Origin of the sequence: Alkalihalobacillus trypoxylicola (assembly GCF_001590785.1) — a bacterium.
Classification (GTDB): domain Bacteria; phylum Bacillota; class Bacilli; order Bacillales; family Bacillaceae_D; genus Alkalihalobacillus; species Alkalihalobacillus trypoxylicola.
In genome coordinates, this window is sequence record NZ_LTAO01000023.1 from 20,057 (window position 1) to 44,352 (window position 24,296).

Consider the following 24,296-nt stretch of genomic DNA (forward strand, 5'->3'; position numbering starts at 1 on the left):
ATAGTTAAGAAAAGATTAGGGATTTTTTAATCTGAGAAGAGGTAAGACGGGTCAATCCATTGTGGAGATGATTAAACATTTTAATTTCACAAGAAAATGTTAGGAACATCTTCTCTAAAGCTTTATAATAATAATTATAGCTTCTTATAAAATGATAGAGAGCATTCATTCCTTTTCTCTAGAATGAAATACATAGGAAAAACACCGATACATCAAATTCAAAAAAGCAATGCTATTAATTTGGAGAGTGATCACTTGAGTGATGATAGAAATACAAAAGAATTAAATATCAGCTTAAAAATACTAATTATATGTTTATTTGTTTTATTAATAGCCGGTACCATTTTGTTCGTCTTTTCTTTATATTATCTAGGTATGGCAGGATTATTTACTCTTTTAGGTATCTCTTATGACTCACTACGCTCCCTATTTTTATTCGTAATTCTTTACTTTGTGTTAAGTTTTTTTGGCGATATACTAGCAAAAACGATTCTCGGCCTCGCTATTACCACCAATAAAATAGCCGAGCATAAATATATGCCATTTAGTTTCTTCGTGTATTTCGTGATTAACTGGGCTGTCATTTCATCGTTAAATTTCATTATGGATTCTATCAATATAGATTGGCCTGCTTTAATTGTTTTATCCGCTTTTATAGCTGCCGTTGAAGTAGCACTCAGTAGTTATTTTCAAACGGATAAACCTCCTACTAAAAAATAAAAAGCTCTCCCAAAAGGTCATGAAAGTGATTTTTAGGGAAGCTTTTTTTATATGATATTGAAATAATCATACCATTCAACGAGTAAACGCCTAATTCCTTATACAAAGCTAAATGAAATAAAGGAGCAAATAGGAGCTTCCTATTGGATGGAAATGGACGCTGAATCATAATGAAGGTCAAATAGACGCTTCTCATCGGACGGAATTAAGGCTCAATACAGATATACGGTCGAAAAAAATCCTACCAACAAAAGAATTCATAGCTCACTTTATAGATCTGTCCCACATAATCAGCAAATCGAAAGAAATTACTTTTCCTTACAATAAAAAAAGAAATCGAGGCTTTAGTAACCCGATTTCTTTTTTATAAGAATTTCCCTAGATTATTTTGTACCGAATAAGCGGTCGCCTGCATCGCCTAATCCTGGGACAATATATCCTTTTTCATTTAATTTTTCATCAAGAGCAGCTAAGTAAATGTCAATGTCAGGATGCTCTTTTTGTACTGCTGCTACACCTTCTGGAGCTGCAACTAAGCACATAAGCTTCATATTGGTAGCCCCGCGCTTTTTCAAGCTGTTTATCGCTTCGATAGCTGAGCCTCCTGTAGCTAGCATTGGATCAATCACAATAAATTCTCTTTCATTAACGTCTGTTGGCAACTTCACATAATATTCTACTGGCATTAAAGTTTCTGGGTCTCTATATAAACCAACATGCCCTACTTTAGCTGCTGGAATCATTCGCAGGATTCCATCTGTCATTCCTAAGCCCGCTCGTAAAATCGGTACTAATCCTAATTTTTTCCCAGCAATTTTTTTAGAGGTTGCGGGACCTACTGGAGTCTCAATCTCTACTTCTTGCAAAGGTAAATCTCTTGTAATTTCAAATGCCATTAAGCCTGCTACTTCATCGACTAATTCACGAAATTCCTTTGTTCCTGTTTCTTTATCACGTATGTAGGTTAGCTTATGTTGAATCAACGGATGATCAAACACATAGACTTTACTCATTTTATTGGCTCCTTTTTTTCAATTTACGAAGCTCAGCTTTCGTTGTTCCATTCTCCTTGATGAATTTTACCGAAAAAAAGCAGAGTATACAAGTCTATATGTCTTTTTATGACGAATTTTTTCTTGTAAATGTGGCAATTTCAGTTAATTGACAAAAGGTTCATGTTTCATATAACCAATTCCTCCTACATTTACCTAAAAAAACATTAAAAAATCGAGCCATTTCATTGGCTCGATTTATCTATTAAAGCTGTGGATACATTGGAAATTTAGAAGTTAATGCCGCGACTCTTTCGCGAACTTGCTCAAGAACGTCCTCATTATCTACATTTTTTAAAGTTAATGCAATTAACTCACCAATTTCATCCATTGCTTCTCCGTCAAGACCTCTAGCGGTAACAGCTGCTGTACCAATACGAATTCCACTTGTTACAAATGGCTTTTCTGGGTCATAAGGAATCGTATTTTTATTAGTTGTAATTCCAACACTATCTAGGGCATGTTCACCAACTTTACCCGTTAGCTTTAATGAACGAAGATCAAGAAGTACTAAATGATTGTCTGTACCTCCAGATACTAACTCAATTCCTTCATTTTGAAGCTTCTCACCTAATCTTTTAGCATTAGAAATCACTTGACTAGCATAGGTTTTAAATTCAGGTGTAAGTGCTTCACCGAAAGAAACGGCTTTAGCAGATATAACATGCATTAATGGTCCACCTTGAATACCAGGGAAAATTGATTTATCTATCTTTTTACCGAATTCTTCTTTACATAGGATCATTCCACCTCGTGGGCCACGTAAGGTTTTATGAGTTGTAGTTGTAACAAAGTGTGAATGTGGTACAGGATTTTGATGAAGACCTGCAGCAACTAATCCAGCAATGTGAGCCATATCAACCATCAAATACGCTCCAACCTCATCAGCAATTTCACGGAATTTAGCAAAATCAATTTCACGAGGATACGCACTTGCTCCAGCCACAATTAGCTTCGGCTTATGTTCTTTAGCAAGCTCACGCACAATATTATAATCAATACGGTGTGTTTCTTTATCTACACCATATTCAATAAAATTATATTGAACACCACTGAAGTTAACTGGGCTACCATGGGTTAAATGGCCACCATGAGAAAGGTTCATACCTAAAACGGTGTCACCTTGCTCTAAAATCGTGAAATAAACCGCCATATTTGCCTGTGCACCAGAGTGAGGTTGAACATTAACATACTCTGCGCCAAAGATTTCTTTAGCTCTGTCTCTTGCAATATCTTCTACGATATCTACATATTCACATCCACCATAATAACGACGACCTGGGTAGCCTTCCGCATACTTGTTTGTCAAAACTGACCCTTGAGCCTCCATTACCGCTTCACTAACAAAGTTTTCTGATGCAATCAACTCAATTTTATCTCGTTGACGCCCTAATTCTAACTGAATAGCTTCATACACTTTTTGGTCTTGCTTTTTTAAGTTCTCCATCTCTCTACCCCTTCCACATTTATTCCATTCGGTTTTTAACTTCAAAATTGCTATTTCGATTTCATTTTAACATAGAATTTCTGATTTTTCCGTAATATTTCATCTATAATTTTAAAAAACATTCATATTTTTATTTCTTCTCATAAACAGCACGGATTCCACCAATTAATTTCGGTCTTGTGTAAGCCATAGTTAAATGCGCTGATCCGATGTTACTAACTTGGCTTCTAATAGGAACGGCTACCTTCTTTAAATGCATTCCAATCAAGGTGTCTCCAATATCTATTCCTGCATCTGCTCGTATTTCTTCAACTAAAACAGGATTTTTCATTTTTGAAAAAGCATAAGTTGCCATTGCTCCTCCAGCTGTCACGATCGGAATAGCTGATACCGGCTCATAATGATGGGATTGAGCTACTTCCCTCTCCACTACTAATGCTCGATTTAGGTGTTCACAGCATTGAAAAGCTAATGAAATAGATGAATCTTCTAAAACTTCATAAATCACTTTTGCAATTTCAGCAGATCCATTTGTTCCAATTTTTTCACCTGCTACTTCACTAGTGGAACATCCTATGACTAATAAGGAATCTTCCTCAAATGGTAAAAACTCACTTAAATCCTGCAGTGCTAGCTTTAATGATTGTTTGATTTCGTTCTGTAAATTCTCCATGATACCCCTTTCTAACCAAGCTAAATTTTTGGATATTCCTAAATTGATAAACCTTACAAACTCCTATAAAAAGAGAGCCCAACTAAAAGGCTCTTACGCTCAATAGAGATTACTGTATCTTACAAAGACATTTCATACTTAATTCTCATTCATTTTATTCTTCGAAGCTTGTGATTTTCCCTATTCTCGTTTCGTGACGACCACCTTGAAATTCTGTTTCTAACCAGATTTCTGCGATGTCTCTCGCAAGTCCAGGACCAATGACTCTTTCTCCCATTGCCAAAATATTAGAATTGTTATGCTCACGTGTTGCTCTAGCACTAAAGGTATCATGAACAAGCGCACAGCGAATGCCCTTTACTTTATTTGCCGCAATAGACATGCCTATACCGGTACCACAAACTAAAATTCCGCGGTCAAATTCTCCGTTAGCAACCTTTTCAGCAACTGGCAATGCATAGTCAGGATAATCAACACTTGTCTCACAATTACAGCCAAAATCTTCAAATTCCAATCCTTTTTCCTTTAACAAGGCAACAATTTCATTTTTAATTAAATTTCCACCATGATCAGATGCAACTGCAATTTTCATAGAAACCTCCAGCAAAAAACTTTTTTATGGTCAATAAAAAGGAATCTTTAAAGACTTCTCTTCCTTAAGATTCCCCACTTAGATAATTATATTGTAAACTTTTCTATTGTCTCCTTCAATCTCTTTGCCTGTTCTCTTAATTGATTAGCTGTATGATTGATTTCTGAGATCGCGTTTGCTTGATGCTCTGTCATAGAGCTTACTTCGTTTGAACCAGCTGAGGTTTCTTCAGCGATTGCAGCAACCTCCTGAGCCTCTTCGTTGGTTTGTTTAATCGAGCTCATTTGTTTATTAATCATTACAGAAATTTCTTGAATATAAGATTCAACTTCTTGAACAGATCGTTCAACACCTTGAATAGAAGTGGTTGTTTCTGTTCCTTTTTGAGATTGTTCGTTTGCCTTTTTCACTTGAGAATTAATTTGCGTCACTACATTGGCTACTTCTTCTTGGATATTATGAACGAGCTTTGTAATTCCTTGAACTGCGCGGGCACTTTCATCTGCAAGCTTTCTTACTTCATCTGCTACCACTGCAAATCCGCGACCTTGTTCTCCTGCTCGAGCGGCTTCAATCGATGCATTAAGGGCTAGTAAATTCGTTTGCTCCGCAATATCACCGACTAATGAAATGATTTCTCCTACCTCTTTAGCTTGCTTGTCCAATCGACTTACGACCGTTAACGATTGCTGATTATCATGGGCTAATTGTTTAATTCCATCAATTAAATCATTTACAACAACTAAGCTCGAAGTTAACGTTCCTACCATATTAGTTGAAGAACGTTTAGAGGTTTCTGCAAGATTTTGGACATCTACAGCGATACTTGTAATATCTTCAATTGATGAAACCGTATTCGTAATCGAATGAGCAGAATTCTCTGCACCCTGAGAAATTTCATCCATTGTCTTTCCTATTTGTTCAGCTCTTGTTGCTGCCACTTCTGTCGCACTTGTAAGTTCTGTTACGTTTGTATTTGTTTTTTCAAAGTTTCCTTCGATATCTTTAACCATTAATCTTAAACTTGAAAGCATTTCATTATAGGCTAGTCCTAATGCACGAATTTCATCATCAGATTTCGATACCTTTACATCATGATGTAAATGACCTGAGGCGGCATATCGGGCTGCTTGCTCTACCTCACGAATCGGCTTTGTAATATATCCTGCAGCAAAAAAGGCTAAGACCGAGCTCCAAAACAACCCACTTATTAAAGTAAAAACAAGAATTGTTTGCTGAGACCACCCTAACATTTCCATTAAATAATCATTTAATAAAAAGATAAAAATGGCACTGAAACCATAGGTAATACAAGCAAGTCCACTAACTCCTAAAACCAGTTTTTTTCGTAAGCTTGCACGATATTTAATTTTCCCCATTTCATAACCGCCTCTCAGAAAGTCATTGTAACTACGGTGCCTAAATCATCATGAAAACGGACTTTCCTATCTATATATTTTTTCTTACTTGAATCCATTCATCATTCCTATCTTATAATGAAAACCGAGCGATTAGGTTCTTGATTTTCACTTTAGGTAGATGCTTTCCCAAGGGCTTGTCTTCAGCTAACTCCGACTACGCAGAGCTTCGTCAGAGTGGATCTTCAGACTGCGCTCATGAGTCACTACCTACCGTTACAATCAATGTGTGAATTCGCAAACATTCAAGACATTTTTATAATATAATAATTGTTCAGTTTTATTCACTTAAACCCATTTCATCATTCATATTTTATAATGAATGGTCGGTTTCGTTCACTTATAGAGCCATTATGAAATTCACTCACTCAATCATTTTTTCTTAAGATAAGTTAACTCAGCTTATGAATTAATTGATTTAATAACTCATCAAGCTGTTGAGCTGTCATTTCATAAATCTCTACAGGACCACCATACGGATCTACGACTTCACCTGCTTGTCCCAAGAAGCTTGATAGAGAATGAATTTTTCCTTGTTCATCTGAATATTGCTGTAGGATGTGAGCTCTATGATTTTCTGTCATAGTTAGGACATAATCGGCCCAACCTAAAAGCTCCTCTGTTAATAGCTGAGCTCGGTGATTCTGTATGTCCAGATTCCTATTTTTTAAAACCTGTGCTGTACCCTCTGATGCTGGATAACCAGGAGAGGCAAAAATCCCAGCTGATCGAACCTCAAATCGTTCTCCTGCCTTTGCCTTTAAAAGCTCTTCTGCCATTGGACTACGACACGTATTTCCTGTACATACAAATAAAATATTTATTTTGTTCATAATGTTGATGACACCTTCCTTAATCAAGGACTATATACCCAAAAATATTCTTCCTTACATATAGGTAGTATGCCCTAAATCATCACTCATCATAATATTAACATAGGTTTATTAGAAAAAAAGAAGCGAATTTCAAAATTCCAAAAAAAATTTCAAAAATTCTCCTTCTAAAGTGACAATTCTGAAAACATTTTGTACCTAGCATTCGCCTTTGTGTATCATTACACTATTTTAAGGTAGTAGTAGCTTTATTCCAAACCCAATTAAAATACATCCACCTAATAGCACCCCATATACACCAATATATCTTTGGAATTTTGCTCCCATTATTAATCCTATCCAAGATAATAGCATGCTAAAAACAGCGATTAAAGTAACCGTCAAAAAGGTTTTCGTACCTAACATACCGAAGCTTAAGCCAGCAGAAAAGCTATCTAAGCTTACACTTAGCGCAAAAATGAATAGACCCCAACCTGTCGGCTTCATAAAAGACATCTCTTCATCCTTTAGGCCTGAGTATATCATTTGCACCCCTATAAAAATTAATAAAGCTCCACCTATGTATATCGTAATCGCACCCATATATGAAGACACCCATATTCCAGCCACCATTCCTAGTAATGGCATAAAAAAGTGGAAAACACCAATGATAAAACCTATAAGAAAAATTTGTTTTCTTCTGAGTCCTAACATACCCATCCCTAAAGAAATGGAAAAGGCATCCATACCTAATGCACCAGCCATTAAAATTATTGTTACGATTTCCCCCATTAAGACCTCTCCTTGTCCATGCTTCTTGATGATAAATATGCAATGACAAGCTATATTAGAAGTATGAAAGAAGGTTTCATAAAAGCTAGTGGATAGAAGTGACTTATGTTGTTAAGAATTTCAAAGTTCTTACATGCGAATCCATTTCATCATTCATATTTTATAATGAAAAACGAACGATTTTGTTTGATTTTCACTTTAGGTAGATGCTTTCCCAAGGGCTTGTCTTCAGCTAACTCCGACTACGCTGAGCTTCGTCAGAGTGGATCTTCACACTGCGCTCTTCCTTTGGGAGTCACTACCTACCGTTACAATCAACAAGTTAATCAACAAACATTTAAGACATATTTATAATGAATGGTCTGTTTGAATCACTTAAACCCATTTCATCATCTCTGTCTTTTAACGAAAACCGAACGATTTGGTTTTTGATTTTCACTTTAGGTAGATGCTTTCCCAAGGGCTTGTTCTCAGCTAACTCCGACTACGCTGAGCTTCGTTAGAGTGGATCTTCACACTGCGCTCTTCCTTTGGGAGTCACTACCTACCGTTACAATCAACAAGTGTATTCGTAAACATTCAAAACATATTTCTGCGCTCTTCCTTTGGGAGTCACTACCTACCGTTACAATCAACAAGTGTATTCGTAAACATTCAAAACATATTTTATAAGAAACGTTCAGTTTCATTCATTTATAGAGCAATTATGAAATTCACTCATGCGAATCAATAAAAAAAATGTACAGATGTTGGGCGCTCTGTTTGGCCCCAGGGATACACCAAACTACTTTTTCGTTCTTCACATTCAAAAGGTCCCCTTCTTATCAAAAGAAGGGAACCTTTTCATTGTCTGTGTATGCACTCATTACACACCATTACAAACCTTCGGCTAATGAAGTGAATTAAAAATAGGTTTTGTCCAAGTCCAAACTCACAAATATCTTTTAGCTGCTGCTTTATCTAAGCGATTCATAATTGCCTTTCCTAAGCCTTCCTCTAAAAAGGTTTCGGAGAAAATAACATCTACTTCTTCTTGGTCAAAACGGCGCAAGGTCCCATAAAGCTGCTGCGCGACCGTTTTCAAATTCTGATTTGTTCCACAAGAAATGACCACATCCGCTCCGTAATCGTGAGAATGTTCATCTACTGTTAATACTCCTACACGCCTACCTTCTTTTTGAGCTTTTTCAATATGGTAAGGAATATCCTGGCGATTTCTTACGAGAAATAAATCAGCACTCGGAGCATAATGAGTATATTTCATCCCTGGTGATTTAGGTTTTTCTTTCTCTACCTTTAAAGCAGGGTCTAAATGGATAGGGCCAATAACAGACTCAATTTCTTCCTGTGTAATTCCTCCTGGCCGATAGAGTGTCGGTACGCTAGTTGTCAAATCAAGAACGGTCGATTCTAAACCAAGACCTGTCGCTCCACCATCTAGCACACCTGAAATTTTCCCTTTCAAATCCTGCCACACATGCTCAGCATTTGTCGGACTAGGCTTGCCTGAAAGATTTGCACTTGGAGCAGCCAACGGAAGATCGGCTGCTAATAATAGTGAAAGAGCTACTGAATGATTGGGCATACGAATAGCCACAGAATTTAATCCCGCTGTCACATTATTTGCTACGACTCCCTTTTTATCAAAAATTAACGTGAGAGGTCCCGGCCAGAAAGCATCTATTAATCGTTCTGCTACTGGTGAAATTCCTTGAACTAATTCCTCTAACTGATCTCTATTTGCAATATGGACAATTAAAGGATTATCACTAGGTCTTCCTTTTGCTTTAAAAATTTGCTCAATAGCTATCGGATCAAGCGCATTAGCTCCTAATCCATAAACCGTTTCTGTTGGAAAAGCTATCACTTCGCCTTGTCTCAATAATTTTGCAGATTCTATAATAGAAGGGTGGTTCTGTAGATTTTGACTGTCATTATCCAAATGCCACCTTTTAGTTTCTTTTTCATTCATGGTCAATCGCTCCTAACGTTTCTATTGTTAACTGTGAGCTTTAAAATGTCAAATGTACAGATAGATGACCCCTTTCATCATTTCTAACGATTGATTAGGTTTGATTTTCACTTTAGGTAGATGCTTTCCCAAGGGCTTGTCGTCAGAGTGGTTCTTCAAACGGCGCTCATCCTTTGGGAGTCACTACCGACCGTTACAATCTACGAGTGAATTCGCAAACATTCAAATCATTTTATAATAATGGTTGTTACACTTATAAAATAATGATGAAATGAACTGAGATATAAAAAATAAATAATAATGTAGAGGTCATTTTACAATGATCAAACGTCAAAATTTTTAGATAATAACACTTCCCACAACTAAAAAAAGAAGTTACCCACATTTGTGGATAACCTGTATATAACTTTTTTCTATTTTCTAAATTCTTTATAAACCCTGTTCCTACGATGCATTATTTAATAAATCATAGGACCATATTGAAACTTCCTGTTGAATAGAACGCTGAAAATGAGCTAACTTGCTCACATCCTCTGGGACTTCTTCACTACTTATCTTTTTAAATCCTAATTGATAAAATAAAGGATTTTTCCCTTTTGTACATGCGTATATTTTCTTGATTTTTTTCCCTTTAGCATAGCTTAATACAATATCCATAAATTCAATACTCATCTCAGCTGTCCAGGTTGGAGAATCTAAAATAAAAGAACGAATTAAACCGTTATTTTTTCCTTTTTCGATCCCAGCCGTTCCGATAATTTCCTGTTGGTCATTTTCCACCACTAAAAACTTCGTAACTTGTTCATCAATAGCGGTTTCTTTAATTCCCGCTCTTGCCATAAGACGTTGAATTTTTAATAAATCATTATGATTAGCTTTTCTCACAATTAAGCTCATACCAATCCTTCCTTTCACAACTCTATATTTTATAAATATGAAAGGCTTGTACAAGATATGATTAAGAATTGTCCCTTTTTTAATTTATGAACAGTCCCAACTTGATTATTAACTGTTTTATTGCACTAAAAAACCACCTATAGAAAAAAATCCTTCATTTTTCTAAAGATGGTTTGTGATTTAATTAACTTACAGAAAGACTTTTTCCGCCAACCGTTACTTTCACTTGGCGTATTCTTCTTTCTTCTGCTTCTATAATTTTTAAAAGAAGATTATGATAAGGATATTCTTCCCCTATTGATGGCACCCTCTTAAACTCTTCAGTTAGCCAGCCACCAATCGTATGATGATTGGTTTCAGGTGTTTCTACATGTAAGAAGTTAGCAAAATCATTTATGGAATAATCCCCAAAGAAAATATAGTTATTCTTATCAAGCTGCTTTACCATACGAACACTTTCATCGTGCTCATCCCATATCTCTCCAACAATTTCTTCTAATAAGTCTTCTAATGTTATTAAACCTGAAGTCCCACCAAATTCATCAATGACAATCGCCATATGAACCTTTTGCTTTTGTAATTCGGTCAATAGTGTCGATATTTTCATAGATTGCACTACAAACAGTGGATTTCTTAACAAAGGTCTAATATCAAATGGTTTATTTTCAGATTGTATGAGTGCCGTTAAGAAGTCTCTCTCTGTGAGAATTCCAATAATATTATCAATTGTCCCTTCATAAACAGGGATTCTCGAATAGTGTTCTTGGAAAAAAATCTCCTTAATTTCGTTAAGAGGCTGATCCACCTCTATCGCAACCATATCAAGTCGTGGCGTATAAATTTCATTAACAACAATATCGTTAAAATCAAGTGAGCGATTTACCAGCTCTTTTTCATGCTTATCAATAACTCCCTCAACTTCACTGATGTCAATAATAGCTTTAATTTCCTCTTCTGTTACAGACGGCATTGACTTTGGTACATTAAATAGCTTTGAAACCGCTTTTTGTAGCTTCATAAATATCCAAGTAATCGGTGTAAAAAGATACATAAATATTGAAATAACAAAAGAAAGCTTCATTGCAATACCTTCTGCATACTGAGTTGCAATAGGCTTCGGAATAATTCCTACAATTATAATTAAAAGGAATGTGATTAAAAAGGTACTAATAAAAACACCTGTACTTGGTCCAAACATCTTAGTGGTAATTTGAGCGGCCATGGTTGCTGTCGCTATATTAACGAGATTATAACCAACAAAGATAGTTGAAAGTGCCTTGTCAATATGATCATTAATGTAGGCTGCTTTTTTTGACCCTATTCTCCCTTCCTCTTCGTATTGTTTCAAACGAATTCGATTCACATTTGCAAACGCCGTTTCTACAAAGGAAAAGAAAGCAGATAGCATCAATAGCAGACAGAATATCATAATCATACTTAAAGGGACATCGTCCAAAAAAATCACTCTCCCATTCTTAAATTACCTATTATTATATATGAAATCGTTGTAATTTGCACATGATTTTTTATAATGGGAGGCCTATTTTACCAACGTTTTCCACTTCTAAATTTATAAGTTAAAATCTTAACCAAAAATGCGGTCCCACAATCCACTAAAGAAATCAACGATAAAAAACGAAACTTGTAATTCATCATCTTCTTCTGTTTCAATTTCAGTTGTTTCCTCTTCTTCCAAATCTGCCTCTAATGCTTCTCCATTTTCAAAATCCAGAAAGCATAATGGAGGGAACAACACACACCACCAATTCTCTCCTTGACCTTCACCTAAACTAATTAACACCGATTGATACCATCCAGCAGGGTAAACAAGATTTCCGTAAATTTTCGTCGGAAACTGAACTTCTTCAAATTTCACTGAAAAATCTTGGTCAAGATTAGCTTTCTCTAACTCTAGCTTAACAATCTCTTCTATATGACCGAGGTTAGCCTTTATGTATTGTGCGGCTTCCTCTAAATCATGAATATCCTTTACCCACTCAGTAATTTGTAAATTTACTTTATCACGAATGTTTCGCTTCACCATTTGATCCGCAATCGAATCGCTATTCGCTAATATTCTTAAGCGTATGGCTTCTTCCTCACTAATTTCCTGATGAAAATCGGCTACTGCTATAGCATGCTGAGATTCCCAGCTAACAATCAATACGAATAACGAGAATAATAGATAAATAATAACTTTTGGTTTCATTTTTAGTGCACCGCCCCTTCACCAACAAGTCTGGTCAGTAGCGATGGAAATTAAACCAAAAACTCTTCGACAAATTCTATGTTAAAACATTCTGAGATAAACTTATCCTTTTTAGAATATCGTGAACACCGAATTCGAGCGTCACCTTTTAATAAAAGAAGCTAGGACATTAAACATAATGAAGAGTTCAATACTTACTAGGCGTCCGGTTGTTTCATTCCTCTTTACTCTCGGTGTCCTGTGAGGTGCTGCCGAACTAGCTTTATAAACACATCTTCCCAATGGAGTCTACTTGACCTCTGTACAACTTCACATCATTCCTTTAATTAATTAGCACCGATTTACAAAAAAAAGAGTTAGATGAGCATATAACTTGGTCATCCAACTCTTTTTATCTACTTATCGTTAACTCTTAAGATAGCTTACTGAAATAACTCTGGATAAGCCACTTCAGCTAGTAATTCTACCGCTTCACCAATTCTCGGTCCTGGTCTTGATAAAATATCTGCATCTAATAAAAAGACTTCCTCATTTTTAATAGCTTCAATATCACTCCAGCCCGCACGATTCATAATTTCTTCTAATGGTTCTTCTATATAATTAACAGTTGTTACAATTAAATTTGGATTACGAACGATAACCTCTTCTTCCGTTGCAGGAATCCAACCATCCTCATCAGCAAAAACGTTATCAAGGCCTGCATTTTTTATCATAACCTCTTGGAAAGTATGGTTTCCGACTGTAAAAATATCTGGTGCTGCACTAATTTCAAAATAAACCTGTCTTTTTTCTTCAAGCTCTTCCGTTTTATCAACAACATCTTGTACTTGAGCTTGAATATCTGCAACCAATTCTTCTCCTGTCTCTTTGACACCCATTACTTCTGCAATTTGCATAATATCACCATATACATCCTCAAACGTACTGGCAGATTCAATGACAAAAACCGTAATTCCTGCGTTTAATAACGGCTCAATCGATTCCTTTGCACCGACCGTATAAGCAAATACAACATCTGGTTCTAAAGCAATTATTGCTTCAGCATCTATTGTAATAGAATCAGAAACATGGTCAATTTCGAGCACTTCTTCTGGGTAATTATCAGATGTTGTTACACCAATGACTTTCTCCCCAACTCCTAGCTCGAACAATATTTCTGTATTACTAGGCGCTAACGATATGACGGTTTCAGGAACTTCATCAAAGCTGATTTCCTCACCCATATCATCCACTACAGTGTAGCCTTCTTCAACTACCTGTTCATTTTCTTGACAAGCTGCTAATAAAAAAACAACAGCAAAAATCGGTAACCATTTCTTAAAAGAACGAATTATCATTTACTCTCTCCCCTTTTTAATTTTCTCTCTGGATAGGATTTACTTTGAAACGGAATTTCTGGTACACCCTCCACTTTATTTGCATAAACTGCCATAACAAAAAACACATTAGCTAAAAGGTGGGTGTAATCAAATAAAAGGTTTGGAACTTCACGTTCGAGACTTACTTTATGAAGAGCTCGAACAGATTTTTTCGCATCACTTCTACATACATGAAGCGCACAGGCAGCCTCTGACCCTTGCGGTAACAAAAATTGCTTAATCTGGTCTTGAACAATATGTACATAATCATCATATATAGCACTTAACCGTTCTAGGTCAGCTTCGGTTATCGCTAGCTTTCCACGCACTGACCCATTTAAATGATAAACCATTGGCATGATTTCCATTAAGCTTTCATATAGCTTGGGAATGTGCTTTACACGAGCTGCTGCTTGGCCTACTTTTGTGGTCAAAGAGTCCGTTTGAATTTCAAAATCAACGGTTGATGCCGACTCTCTCATGTATGGATAACACAAATAACGAGCATCTTTTTTCATGAAGCTCCTCCTTTTTATGAAAAATTGAATAAGTTGCAGAAAAAGAAGAAAAAAATGGATATGAACGCTTCAAAAATACCTTACTATATTTATAATCGATCGAAAAAACCGCCCAAAATAATTGGCCGGCAAAAACAACACATATAAAAAATATGAAGCAGTTCTCATACCGTACAATTCTCTTAATTCCGAAGAGCAACATACGTTTAAGAAGAGGCAGGTATCCTGGCTTGTGCGTCATTTTACTCTAAAAACCTTCCCATTAATTGAACATAACAGTGGTCTTTCTTTTATTTCATCAGCACTTACAGTTGCGGAAACAGCTTCGGATTTGAACCGAATTCCCTTTTAACAAATTTGCACCTATTCTTGAATAGATTTATTCAACTGCTAGTAGTGTACCATATTTTTTTCAATACAACAGTATAAAATTTATTTAAATCCCTAATGCAAAGGTAAAAATGAAAGTTACGATCATTGAATATAAGCTAAGACGATTCGATCTTTTCCGTTAATATCATATAAGCATTCAATGGTTGCATGCTTAAAAGCTTCTCTCAATAATTTCGAGACTTCCTTCGTTTGTCCAGCCCCCACCTCAAAGCCAATAATCCCTTTATCCTTTATCACCTTTGGCAGCTGTTTAATCATCCTCCGATACAAATCGTAGCCATCATTCCCTCCAAAAAGTGCAAGGTGAGGTTCATGCTCACGTACTTGAACAGCTAACTGCTTCTCTTGCTCATTAGGTATATACGGTGGATTGGAAACGATGATATCGAAGGATCTATTTTCTTCTAATAGAGAATGTAATAAATCACTTTTTTGAAATTGTACTTTAGTAGCACCTAGCTTTTTCGAATTATCTTCGGCCACTTTTAAAGCTGGCTCAGATATATCTAAAGCTAATACGTTACTGTTCTTAATCTCTAAAGCAAGTGTTACTGCTATAGCTCCGCTACCAGTTCCTACATCTAAAATCTGAAGCTCAGATGGGTGATTCGGAAAGAGTTCATTGACTTTTTTTTGAATGGCAACAATTAACTCTTCTGTTTCAGGCCGTGGTATTAACACATCACTATTCACGGCGAACTTCCGACTAAAAAACTCCTCATAGCCAATTATATGCTGAATCGGTACTCCACTTAAATAGAGAAGGAAATCTTCTATAAAAGGGCGAAATTTATCCTCAGCTAATGTGTCTTGCAAGCAAAGATAAAAATCGGTTCTAGATAGGTTCAGATGGTGACGGAGTAGCCATTCAATAGCAGGCTTTTCAATCGTTATTTCTTTTTGATGAGCTTGCTTTTTAACCTCTTCAAGTTTCTGTCCTTTTTTATCGAGAACCTCCACAAGTGCCCTTTCATAGTGAAGGTACCTCTTATCTTCATCAATCTTCTGTAAAAAAGAAGAAGCCCAATGAAGGGCTCCAAAAATAGTTACATGGTCCATTTAATCTTCCGCTCTCTTCATAAGCTCGGATTGTTCTTCGACAATTAGGGCATCAATAATTTCATCTAGCTTACCTTGTAAAATTTGGTCAAGCTTTTGTATAGTTAAGCCAATTCTATGGTCGGTTACTCGACTTTGAGGAAAGTTGTACGTTCGAATACGCTCAGAGCGATCGCCTGTACCTACGGCTGACTTCCTTGTTTCATCATATTCGGCTTGCGCCTCTTGCTGAAACTTGTCATAAACCCTTGCTCGTAATACTTTCATGGCTTTCTCTTTATTTTTAATTTGTGATTTTTCATCCTGACAGGAAACTACGGTGCCCGTAGGTAAATGCGTTAAACGAACAGCTGACATTGTCGTATTAACACTTTGTCCTCCTGGACCACTTGATGTAAAGGTATCTACGCGAATATCTTTTTCGTGAATCTCCACTTCTACCTCTTCAGCCTCAGGTAGTACGGCCACTGTTGCTGTAGAAGTATGAATTCTACCACCTGATTCGGTTTGTGGAACCCGCTGTACTCGATGAGCTCCATTCTCGTATTTCAATTTCGAATAAGCTCCCGCACCATTCACCATAAAGATGACTTCCTTGTATCCACCAAGCTCTGTAGAGTTCGCTTCGATTATTTCAGATCTCCAGCCCTGGGCTTCCGCGAAACGGGAATACATTTTATAAAGGTCACCCGCAAATAGCTGAGCCTCATCACCACCAGCAGCTCCTCGAATTTCAACGATAACATTTTTATCATCATTTGGATCTTTCGGTAATAACAAAATTCTGAGCTGTTCCTCTAATTGCTTTTGACGAGGACCCAGTTCATCAATCTCTTCTTTTACCATTTCATACATCTCTGGATCAAGCTTATCTTCAAGCATTTGCTTTGCATCCTTTAATTGCCCGCTCACTTCTTTATATTCACGATAAACTTGAACCGTTTCTTCTATATTAGATTGTTCTTTAGAATATTCTCTTAATTTTTTTGTATCACTAATCACATCAGGATCACTAAGTAATTCATTTAAACGATTATATCGATCTTCTACTGATTGTAAACGTTCTAACACGCCACTTCACCTCATTACAATTTCCAGTGCATAACATTCTAATTATAGTATATTCCAATTCCCTGGTCAATGTTAAGAGGCTATGTTACTACAGCTTTATTGTGTAGACTTTCCCATTAAAATCTAAACATTCTTATCATTGAACCTACTAAAAAGTCGCCAGTTAAACCTAAAAACAAAGCCACTCCAAAGTATACAAGAACCAAGCCATAAATAGGGTCTAGCTTTTTCATTTGACTTCTATAAGAGAAAAATGTAAAAATAATAGCCATTTGAATCAAGGCAAGCATTAAAATCGTTAACAATGTATTAATTTCTGAAATACCTATGATAGAAAAAATAAGATAAGCAGCTGCAATTAAAATGGGGACCGTCATCCACGATCCAAATCTGCTTATGGAATCCTGAAACTTCAGTTCGATTTTCATAACAAATTTTAATACAAGAAAAATAATACCCGCACAAGCAACCAATAAAATAAAAATATAAATTAAGTTTGTCAAAAACACTTCAAAAAAGTTAATTTCATCTCCCATAAAACTACTAAAAAATCCATCAAAAAGAGCTCTTTGTTCAAAGAAACTGGCTAATGAAAAAAGAAAGGCAAACACTCCAAAGCTAATATAACCGAATAGTGCATAACGATCTTTATTTCTTTCCGCTACTAAAATCGGCTGTTTGATTTGTGATTTAAAAAAGGTAAAATAATCACTTGCCGCTTTCTTAGCTTGTTCAACTTTTTCATTTCCTCCGGAATTTGAAGTCTTTTTTTCTGAATTAGACTGAACCTGCTCTTCATTTTGAGCTGAATGAATTTCTTCAATATTCTCAGCTGTAGCAGCCGTTTCTTGCTCATTTTCTACTCTTTCTCCACAATCGATACAAAATTTATCAGTAGAGCTTAATGATTTTCCACATTTTGTACATTCCACTACCTTCACCTCTTCATCACTTTAAATGTAAAATTTCTCAGTACAGAAAATATTTTACTAAATCAACTTTGATTTTTATATAAAATATCCAAAAATAGGTTATTACTCCTAATGACAAGCTTAACTTTTTTACAGGTCCACCTAATAAGTACTTAAGGCCATAATATCCTTCTACACCTTTATATATCAGGTTAGATACCCTCTATTTTATTCGATCACCCCCTTAAGTAATTACACATTTTCATAAATTTGTTCCTAAGTAATCTAGTGATCTTGAACTATATTTAGGCTAAAGGTAATGATATATAAGCTATTTAGCGAGAGAATCATGACCTTTAATAAGTATATGTATCCTCCTTTCTAAATCGCAGAATCATTTCCTCTTCATACCCTTACTAACATTATTGCTATTTGATAGATTCTTTTTTTTATGTGCTATGACTGCTTATACATTTTAAAATTAATACAATACATCCAAATCTCTCCATCTCTTTCACTACCCTAAATGCTGAAATTTAATCAATTTTCTGTAAAAGAAACAAAAAAAGGAGGCTTGAATTCATTTCATCATTCCTATCTTATAGTTGGTTTTTGATTCCACTTTAGGTAGATGCTTTCCCAAGGGCTTGTCTTCAGCTAACTCTGACTACGCCGAGTTTCGCCAGAGTGGATCTTCAGACTGCGCTCTGCCTTTGGGAGTCACTACCTTTCGTTACAATCAACGAGTTCATTCACAAAGGTTCGTCTTTTTATGAAAACAAATCAATTTGGTTTTTGATTTCCACTTTAGGTAGATGCTTTCCCAAGGGCTTGTCTTCAGCTAACTCTGACTACGCCGAGCTTCGCCAGAGTGGATCTTCAGACTGCGCTGATCCTTTGGGAGTCACTACCTTTCGTTACAATCATCGAATGAATTCACAAACTTTCAAAACATATTTTATAAGATACGCTCGGTGTTTCATTCACTTTTAGAGCAATGATGAAATTCACTCACTTACTGTCATCAATTTTTAAAATTGCCAAATGCCTTAAAAAAAAGAAGCTCCATTTTACCCCGAGCACGGACATAAAATAGAGCAGTTGGATGAAGCATTAGAAAAGTTAATTACATCTGAAGCAGAGAGGATTTAGAGTTTCCTTAATACAATACTCCTATTAAGCAGTTTGAGCTTTGGTTCTAGTCGGTAATCTTTTGGTTGAGACAACTTTACGAACCTTCGATACAGGCTAGATAGAGACATTAACAACTGACTTCAGTATGTCCGTTTATTGTGACGAAGAGAACGAGCAGTTGGATAATTCTTTGTCCTTAGTAACGACCAAGTTATGGCCTATAAATTTGAAGAATAAAATAATAACGACGAGTCTGACAATGAATCAGATGAAGAAGATTCGGAAGAAGAGAATACAGATTCCGAAGACGAGGAATCTGATGATGAGTAATAGAAGGTCATTTTTTCAAGTAGTCGAGAGGGTTGAGCTGTTCGGCTTATTCTATCTGCTTGAATAAGTTAATACCTTACATTGAAAATAGGCCATTTTACTTTCAATACTAACTCGTTTATACCAAAAAAGATTATTGCACATAAGGGACCGGCTATTGTAGCAAAGTTAAATAAACCTTCATCAAAAATGGAAGAATCAAAAATCATACTATATGGTAAGATAAAAGCTATTCCAAACAGGATATGAAAGAAAAATGATGCTGTTCTTTCATAATTTCTACTATATTTAACAGCTAAGAAATCAGATAATAAAGAGGTTAATATTCCGTATATAAATATAACTGGAGTTAAAAAAATAGCATAAAAAATAACATTTTGAAAATAAGATGTTTTTTCTAAGATAGGAAATATAACAGGTAAAAATAACACTAAAATAATAGATGATATGAATGCAACGATAATCTTCTGCAATTTCACTTTAAAAACCTTCTTTCGAAATTAATTTTCTAGTACCTTACTCTATATTATAATCCTTTAAACACCTATAAATATATTGATACTATTTTTAATTGAATCTATTTCATCCTTCCTATCTTTTAATGAAAACCGAGAGGTTAGGTTTTTGATTTTCATTTTAGGTAGATGCTTTCCCAAGGGCTTGTTTTCAGCTAACTCCGACTAGGCAGAGCGTCGTCAGAGTGGATCTTCAGACTGCGCTTTTCCTTTGGTAGTCACTACCTTTCGTTACAATTAACGAATGATTTCGCAAAAACAAGTACATTTTTATAATTAAGGGTCGGTTTCGTTCACTTATAGCGCAATTATGAAATTCACTCAACTAATATAAGCCTATATTTTTCTTATTATCTCTAATGAATTAACTTCTCTTATAAAAAGGAGTGCTCCTTTTGAACGTTTAATGCTGAGGCTGTCATTTCGAGCTAAATGACAGCTTCCTTTTACCTGCTTTTTGTCGAATTTTCTTTATTCGGGCGAATAGACCTCTTCCTTTTGACCGTTTTCGTGGTGCGGCTCCTTTTTCGGGTGGATAGCGCTTCTCCTTTTGACCGTTTTCGTGGTGCGGCTCTCTTTTCGGGTGAATAGCGCTTCTCCTTTTGACCGTTTTCGTGGTGCGGCTCTCTTTTCAGGTGAATAGCGCTTCTCCTTTTGACCGATTTCGTGGTGCGGCTCTCTTTTCAGGTGAATAGCGCTTCTCCTTTTGACCACTTTCCTGGTTGCGCTCTCTTTTCGGGGTGAATAGCGCTTCTCCTTTTGACCGTTTTCGTGGTGCGCTCTCTTTTCGGGGCGAATAGCGCTTCCCCTTTTGACCTTACAAACGCTTCTCATTTCTCTTTATTCAATAGCCACTCTAGAAAACTCACCATCAAAAAGGGCTGTCCCTAAAAAGCCATGATAAGACCTTTTGGGACAACCCTTATGAAACGTTATAGGCTTTCACCATTTGTTTTGATAACATTTTGATACCAATAGAAAGAGTCCTTTTTAGAGCGTTTTAATGTGCCATTTCCATCATCATCTTGGTCTACGTAAATAAATCCATAACGTTTAGACATTTCTGATGTCGACATCGACACTAAATCAATAGGCCCCCATGCTGTATATCCTAATAATTCTACACCATCTTTTACTGCTTCCTTCATTTGTTGGATATGCTTGCTTAAGTAATCAATTCGATACTGATCATGAATTTCTCCATTTTCCTCTACCTTATCATAAGCACCCAGACCATTTTCCACAATAAATAAAGGCTTTTTATATAAATCATATAGGTCATTTAAAGCAATACGAATACCTACTGGGTCAATTTGCCAGCCCCAATCTGACGTTTCTAAATGACGATTTTTGATAGCACTTTTAATTAAGTTCCCTGTTACTTTCTCTCCATGCTCCTGTGTTGTAACAGAAGTAGAGGTGTAATAACTGAAGGAAATATAATCTACTGTGTGTTTTTTGATGATTTCATCATCGCCTTGTTCTTTTTCGATTACAATATTTTGTTCCTGAAAATAACGGTTGATAAAAGAAGGATATTCTCCTTTTGCTTGCACATTGGTAAAGAATAAATTTTTATTATTTTGCTGTCTTGCTTTCAAAATATCCTCTGGATGATTAGTAGCCGGATACGTTAACATTCTCGCAATCATACAACCAACCGAAACATCAGGGATGATTTCATGAGCTAATTTTGTTACAAGTGCACTCGCCACAAACTGGTGATGAGCTGCTTGGTAAGCAACCTGTTCTTTTGTTTTTCCTTTCACCTTCTCAACCAATACTCCTCCACCTGTATAAGGAGAATGAGTAATCACATTTATCTCATTAAAGGTAATCCAATATTTCACTTTATCTTTATAGCGCTTAAAAACCGTTTCAGCATACTTTTCGAAAAAACCAATTAATTCACGACTATACCAGCCATTATACTTTCTTGTTAACGCTAACGGCGTTTCGTAATGAGATAGTGTAACCAAAGGTTCTATATTGTATTTTCGAAGCTCGTCCAATACATGATCGTAAAACTTTAGACCTACTTCATTTGGTGCTTTGTCATCACCATTTGGGAATATACGAGCCCAGTTAATGGAAAGGCGGAACACTTTAAACCCAAGCTCTGCAAATAGTGCAATGTCCTCTTTATATGTGTGATAAAAATCAATACCGTGTCTTTTCGGATAACGATCTTGTACTTCGCCAGCTAACACTTTTTCTATATAGTCAGCTGTTACATCCATTGCAAAACTATTTCCCCGCTTTTCTTTAGGAATGTGGGGTATCATATCAGCCGTCGAAAGTCCTTTACCATCTAGGTTATAAGCACCTTCCACTTGGTTCGCCGCAGTAGCCCCTCCCCATAAGAAGTTTTCACTAAATCCATCGTGCTGAGATTTCATTTTCTCCACTCCAATTTCTTTGAGATTTTTGGGGAGCATTTCTCTATGAACCCCAAATAAATTCCTCTATTTTCGTAACATTAATAAGCTCTCTCCTTCAAAGATCACACCGGATTCATTTAATGGATTAACCTCTGAATAATCATTACTATTTGTAATAATAATCATCGTCACCGTTTGGAGCCCTTCTTTTCTAATCAATTCTCTATCGAATTCAATTAAACGTTGTCCTACCTTAACAACATCTCCTGCTTTTACCAATCCCTTAAAATGCTTCCCTTGGAGGGATACTGTGTCAATTCCCACATGTATTAAAATTTCCTCTCCATACTCTCCTTTTAATCCAATAGCATGCTGGCTTTCTGGCATCACTACGACCGTTCCCGAAATCGGCGATACTACACGATTTTCAGTAGGTTCTATCGCAATTCCTTTCCCCATAATTCCTTGGGAAAATGTTGGATCAGAAACATCTCTCAATGGGATAACATTCCCATTTAAAGGTGATTGAACATCGATATGCTTGCCTGATTCTATTTCGGATTGAATGATTTTTGAATGTGCAGAGTTCGTTTCATTCTTTTCACTTGGATGATTCACATCTTTAATACCTGTAATGACTACCGCTAAGAAAGGCAATAACACACTTAAAACCGCTAAACTAATGGCTACAATTAAGTTTCCAGCCGCTCCACTCGGATCAGCAAATGTTGGAATCGCAAAAAGTCCAGGAAGTCCCCCCATCGTAAAGGCTTTAAACCCATACCACCCTGCAAAGGCTCCTAAAATTCCACTCGATATCAAGGCAAAGATGAATGGTTTTTTATATTTCATATTGACACCATACATGGCAGGCTCTGTAATACCGATAGAAGCTGATATTCCAGCTGAAATGGCTAGCTGTCTCATTTGTTTGTCTTTCGTTCGAACAGCCACTCCAAAGGCAGCCCCACTTTGTCCTAAATTACTAATAAACATCATAGGCATTAAGAAATTATCAAACCCATATTGAGATAGGTTTTGCAAGCTAATAGGTACAAATGCATAATGCATACCGGTCATAATAATAATGGGCATGAAACCAGCTAAAAGAAGTCCAGCTAAAACTCCAATATGATCAAAGAGCCATCCAAAAATCCCTGCTAAACCAATTCCAATGTTGTTCCCTAATGGTCCAATTAACCATAAAGTAATAGGTATGACCACAAGCAAAGCAATCATTGGTGCAAACATCAGCTGTATAGCAGATGGTATGATTTTTTTGACAAATTGGTATACATACTTAAGCATAATGACGCTTAATAAAATCGGAATAACACTTGATACATAGTTGGTTACCGGTATATGAATAATACCTAAGCCAAATAAATCAAAGCTATCTACTGTCCCATCTGTAAAAGCATTAATAAAGGTCGGGTACAATAAGGTACCGGCAATTGCTAATGCTATAAATTCATTGGTTTTAAGCTTTCTAGCTGCAGAAACAGCAAGGAAAAAAGGCAAAAAGTGAAACACACTATCCGCAATCGCATCTAAAATAAGATAGGTATCACTTTCATTACTTAACCAACCTAATGTTACAAAAAGCGCTATAAACCCTTTTAATAAACCAGCTCCAGCCAAAGCTGGGAGAATAGGTGTGAAAATCCCAGAAATAAAATCCATTATTGAAGATATGAATCCTTGTTTATCTTTTTTTGTTGGCTGGTCATTCGAATGGTTTGATAAAAGAGCCTCTACTTCCCCAAATACGTCTGAAACGGAATTACCAATAATCACTTGAAATTGATCACCTGAAAATTGAGCTCCTAATACACCATTAATGTTTTTAATTTGGTCAACATTCACTTTATCCTTACTATTCAAATTAAAGCGTAAACGAGTTATACAGTGCCAAGCTTGATCGACATTTTCACTGCCACCAATCTCAGCTATTACTTCTTTGGCTATTTGCTTATTTTTATCTGACACAGAATCCCTCCTTTCTCATTATTTTGATCAAAAAAACCCAAATGATGCGAAAT

Annotated in this window: 20 protein-coding genes and 1 riboswitch; of the genes, 1 reads left to right on the forward strand and 19 read right to left on the reverse strand. The window is 36.1% G+C overall.

The genetic code is table 11. The features are described from left to right. Positions 1-255 precede the first annotated feature (255 nt). Entirely contained in the window at positions 256-720 is a 465-nt protein-coding gene (locus tag AZF04_RS12775; protein ID WP_061949047.1) for a YrvL family regulatory protein, read from the forward strand. 383 nt (positions 721-1,103) lie between these two features. Here AZF04_RS12775 and upp read toward each other — a convergent pair whose 3' ends face one another. The 19 genes from upp to AZF04_RS12885 form a co-directional block, all read right to left on the reverse strand. Beyond that, positions 1,104-1,733 (reverse strand): uracil phosphoribosyltransferase, encoded by a 630-nt coding sequence (gene upp, locus AZF04_RS12785; protein WP_061949049.1) that lies wholly within the window; start codon positions 1,731-1,733, stop codon positions 1,104-1,106. A 244-nt stretch (positions 1,734-1,977) separates the two neighbouring features. Beyond that, complete coding sequence (glyA, locus tag AZF04_RS12790) at positions 1,978-3,219, reverse strand: serine hydroxymethyltransferase (protein ID WP_061949050.1); 1,242 nt, start codon at positions 3,217-3,219, stop codon at positions 1,978-1,980. 130 nt (positions 3,220-3,349) lie between these two features. Further along, the gene (locus AZF04_RS12795) at positions 3,350-3,892 is read right to left on the reverse strand and encodes a TIGR01440 family protein (protein WP_061949051.1); all 543 of its coding nucleotides are present in this window, start codon (positions 3,890-3,892) and stop codon (positions 3,350-3,352) included. A gap of 154 nt (positions 3,893-4,046) precedes the next feature. After that, the gene (gene rpiB, locus AZF04_RS12800) at positions 4,047-4,484 is read right to left on the reverse strand and encodes a ribose 5-phosphate isomerase B (RefSeq protein ID WP_061949052.1); all 438 of its coding nucleotides are present in this window, start codon (positions 4,482-4,484) and stop codon (positions 4,047-4,049) included. A gap of 86 nt (positions 4,485-4,570) precedes the next feature. After that, complete coding sequence (locus tag AZF04_RS12805; RefSeq protein WP_061949053.1) at positions 4,571-5,863, reverse strand: methyl-accepting chemotaxis protein; 1,293 nt, start codon at positions 5,861-5,863, stop codon at positions 4,571-4,573. Between the two features lie 431 nt (positions 5,864-6,294). Then, the gene (locus AZF04_RS12810; protein WP_061949054.1) at positions 6,295-6,735 is read right to left on the reverse strand and encodes a low molecular weight protein arginine phosphatase; all 441 of its coding nucleotides are present in this window, start codon (positions 6,733-6,735) and stop codon (positions 6,295-6,297) included. A 231-nt stretch (positions 6,736-6,966) separates the two neighbouring features. After that, positions 6,967-7,506 carry a manganese efflux pump MntP gene (locus tag AZF04_RS12815; protein ID WP_061949055.1) on the reverse strand — a complete coding sequence of 180 codons (540 nt, stop codon included), beginning with the start codon at positions 7,504-7,506 and terminating at the stop codon, positions 6,967-6,969. 931 nt (positions 7,507-8,437) lie between these two features. Then, complete coding sequence (locus AZF04_RS12820; protein ID WP_061949056.1) at positions 8,438-9,478, reverse strand: L-threonylcarbamoyladenylate synthase; 1,041 nt, start codon at positions 9,476-9,478, stop codon at positions 8,438-8,440. A 444-nt stretch (positions 9,479-9,922) separates the two neighbouring features. Then, positions 9,923-10,375, reverse strand: coding sequence for a hypothetical protein (locus AZF04_RS12825; RefSeq protein WP_061949057.1), 453 nt, complete (start codon positions 10,373-10,375; stop codon positions 9,923-9,925). A gap of 184 nt (positions 10,376-10,559) precedes the next feature. Continuing rightward, a complete protein-coding gene (locus AZF04_RS12830) occupies positions 10,560-11,831 on the reverse strand; it encodes a hemolysin family protein (RefSeq protein WP_045483363.1) in 1,272 nt (423 codons plus the stop codon). Positions 11,832-11,960: 129 nt separating this feature from the next. Next, complete coding sequence (gene spoIIR / locus AZF04_RS12835) at positions 11,961-12,584, reverse strand: stage II sporulation protein R (protein ID WP_061949058.1); 624 nt, start codon at positions 12,582-12,584, stop codon at positions 11,961-11,963. Positions 12,585-13,006: 422 nt separating this feature from the next. Beyond that, complete coding sequence (locus AZF04_RS12840) at positions 13,007-13,921, reverse strand: ABC transporter substrate-binding protein (protein ID WP_061949059.1); 915 nt, start codon at positions 13,919-13,921, stop codon at positions 13,007-13,009. Further along, a complete protein-coding gene (locus AZF04_RS12845; protein ID WP_061949060.1) occupies positions 13,918-14,460 on the reverse strand; it encodes a hypothetical protein in 543 nt (180 codons plus the stop codon). Before AZF04_RS12845 ends, AZF04_RS12840 begins: the two co-directional genes overlap by 4 nt. Positions 14,461-14,658: 198 nt before the next feature. Beyond that, a riboswitch (cobalamin riboswitch) is annotated at positions 14,659-14,842 on the reverse strand. A gap of 92 nt (positions 14,843-14,934) precedes the next feature. Then, positions 14,935-15,912, reverse strand: a complete 978-nt coding sequence (prmC, locus tag AZF04_RS12850; protein ID WP_061949061.1) for a peptide chain release factor N(5)-glutamine methyltransferase — start codon at positions 15,910-15,912, stop codon at positions 14,935-14,937. After that, positions 15,913-16,983 carry a peptide chain release factor 1 gene (gene prfA / locus AZF04_RS12855; RefSeq protein ID WP_061949062.1) on the reverse strand — a complete coding sequence of 357 codons (1,071 nt, stop codon included), beginning with the start codon at positions 16,981-16,983 and terminating at the stop codon, positions 15,913-15,915. Positions 16,984-17,099: 116 nt separating this feature from the next. Continuing rightward, positions 17,100-17,915, reverse strand: a complete 816-nt coding sequence (locus AZF04_RS12860; RefSeq protein WP_061949063.1) for a zinc ribbon domain-containing protein — start codon at positions 17,913-17,915, stop codon at positions 17,100-17,102. Positions 17,916-19,426: 1,511 nt separating this feature from the next. Beyond that, positions 19,427-19,837: a hypothetical protein gene (locus AZF04_RS12870; RefSeq protein WP_061949065.1), complete on the reverse strand. Its 411-nt coding sequence runs from the start codon at positions 19,835-19,837 to the stop codon at positions 19,427-19,429. A gap of 968 nt (positions 19,838-20,805) precedes the next feature. Then, a complete protein-coding gene (locus AZF04_RS12880; RefSeq protein ID WP_061949458.1) occupies positions 20,806-22,272 on the reverse strand; it encodes a glycoside hydrolase family 1 protein in 1,467 nt (488 codons plus the stop codon). Positions 22,273-22,338: 66 nt separating this feature from the next. Further along, the gene (locus AZF04_RS12885; protein ID WP_061949067.1) at positions 22,339-24,243 is read right to left on the reverse strand and encodes a beta-glucoside-specific PTS transporter subunit IIABC; all 1,905 of its coding nucleotides are present in this window, start codon (positions 24,241-24,243) and stop codon (positions 22,339-22,341) included. Positions 24,244-24,296 lie beyond the last annotated feature (53 nt).

Bases quoted from the DNA above. Each gene is read 5' to 3' on its own strand.
- prmC (WP_061949061.1), bottom strand. From the start codon at position 15,912: ATGGACCATGTAACTATTTTTGGAGCCCTTCATTGGGCTTCTTCTTTT.
- spoIIR (WP_061949058.1), bottom strand. From the start codon at position 12,584: ATGAAACCAAAAGTTATTATTTATCTATTATTCTCGTTATTCGTATTG.
- glyA (WP_061949050.1), bottom strand. From the start codon at position 3,219: ATGGAGAACTTAAAAAAGCAAGACCAAAAAGTGTATGAAGCTATTCAG.
- rpiB (WP_061949052.1), bottom strand. From the start codon at position 4,484: ATGAAAATTGCAGTTGCATCTGATCATGGTGGAAATTTAATTAAAAAT.
- AZF04_RS12820 (WP_061949056.1), bottom strand. From the start codon at position 9,478: ATGAATGAAAAAGAAACTAAAAGGTGGCATTTGGATAATGACAGTCAA.
- AZF04_RS12810 (WP_061949054.1), bottom strand. From the start codon at position 6,735: ATGAACAAAATAAATATTTTATTTGTATGTACAGGAAATACGTGTCGT.
- AZF04_RS12795 (WP_061949051.1), bottom strand. From the start codon at position 3,892: ATGGAGAATTTACAGAACGAAATCAAACAATCATTAAAGCTAGCACTG.
- AZF04_RS12840 (WP_061949059.1), bottom strand. From the start codon at position 13,921: ATGATAATTCGTTCTTTTAAGAAATGGTTACCGATTTTTGCTGTTGTT.
- AZF04_RS12825 (WP_061949057.1), bottom strand. From the start codon at position 10,375: ATGAGCTTAATTGTGAGAAAAGCTAATCATAATGATTTATTAAAAATT.
- AZF04_RS12880 (WP_061949458.1), bottom strand. From the start codon at position 22,272: ATGAAATCTCAGCACGATGGATTTAGTGAAAACTTCTTATGGGGAGGG.
- AZF04_RS12845 (WP_061949060.1), bottom strand. From the start codon at position 14,460: ATGAAAAAAGATGCTCGTTATTTGTGTTATCCATACATGAGAGAGTCG.
- AZF04_RS12815 (WP_061949055.1), bottom strand. From the start codon at position 7,506: ATGGGGGAAATCGTAACAATAATTTTAATGGCTGGTGCATTAGGTATG.
- AZF04_RS12805 (WP_061949053.1), bottom strand. From the start codon at position 5,863: ATGGGGAAAATTAAATATCGTGCAAGCTTACGAAAAAAACTGGTTTTA.
- upp (WP_061949049.1), bottom strand. From the start codon at position 1,733: ATGAGTAAAGTCTATGTGTTTGATCATCCGTTGATTCAACATAAGCTA.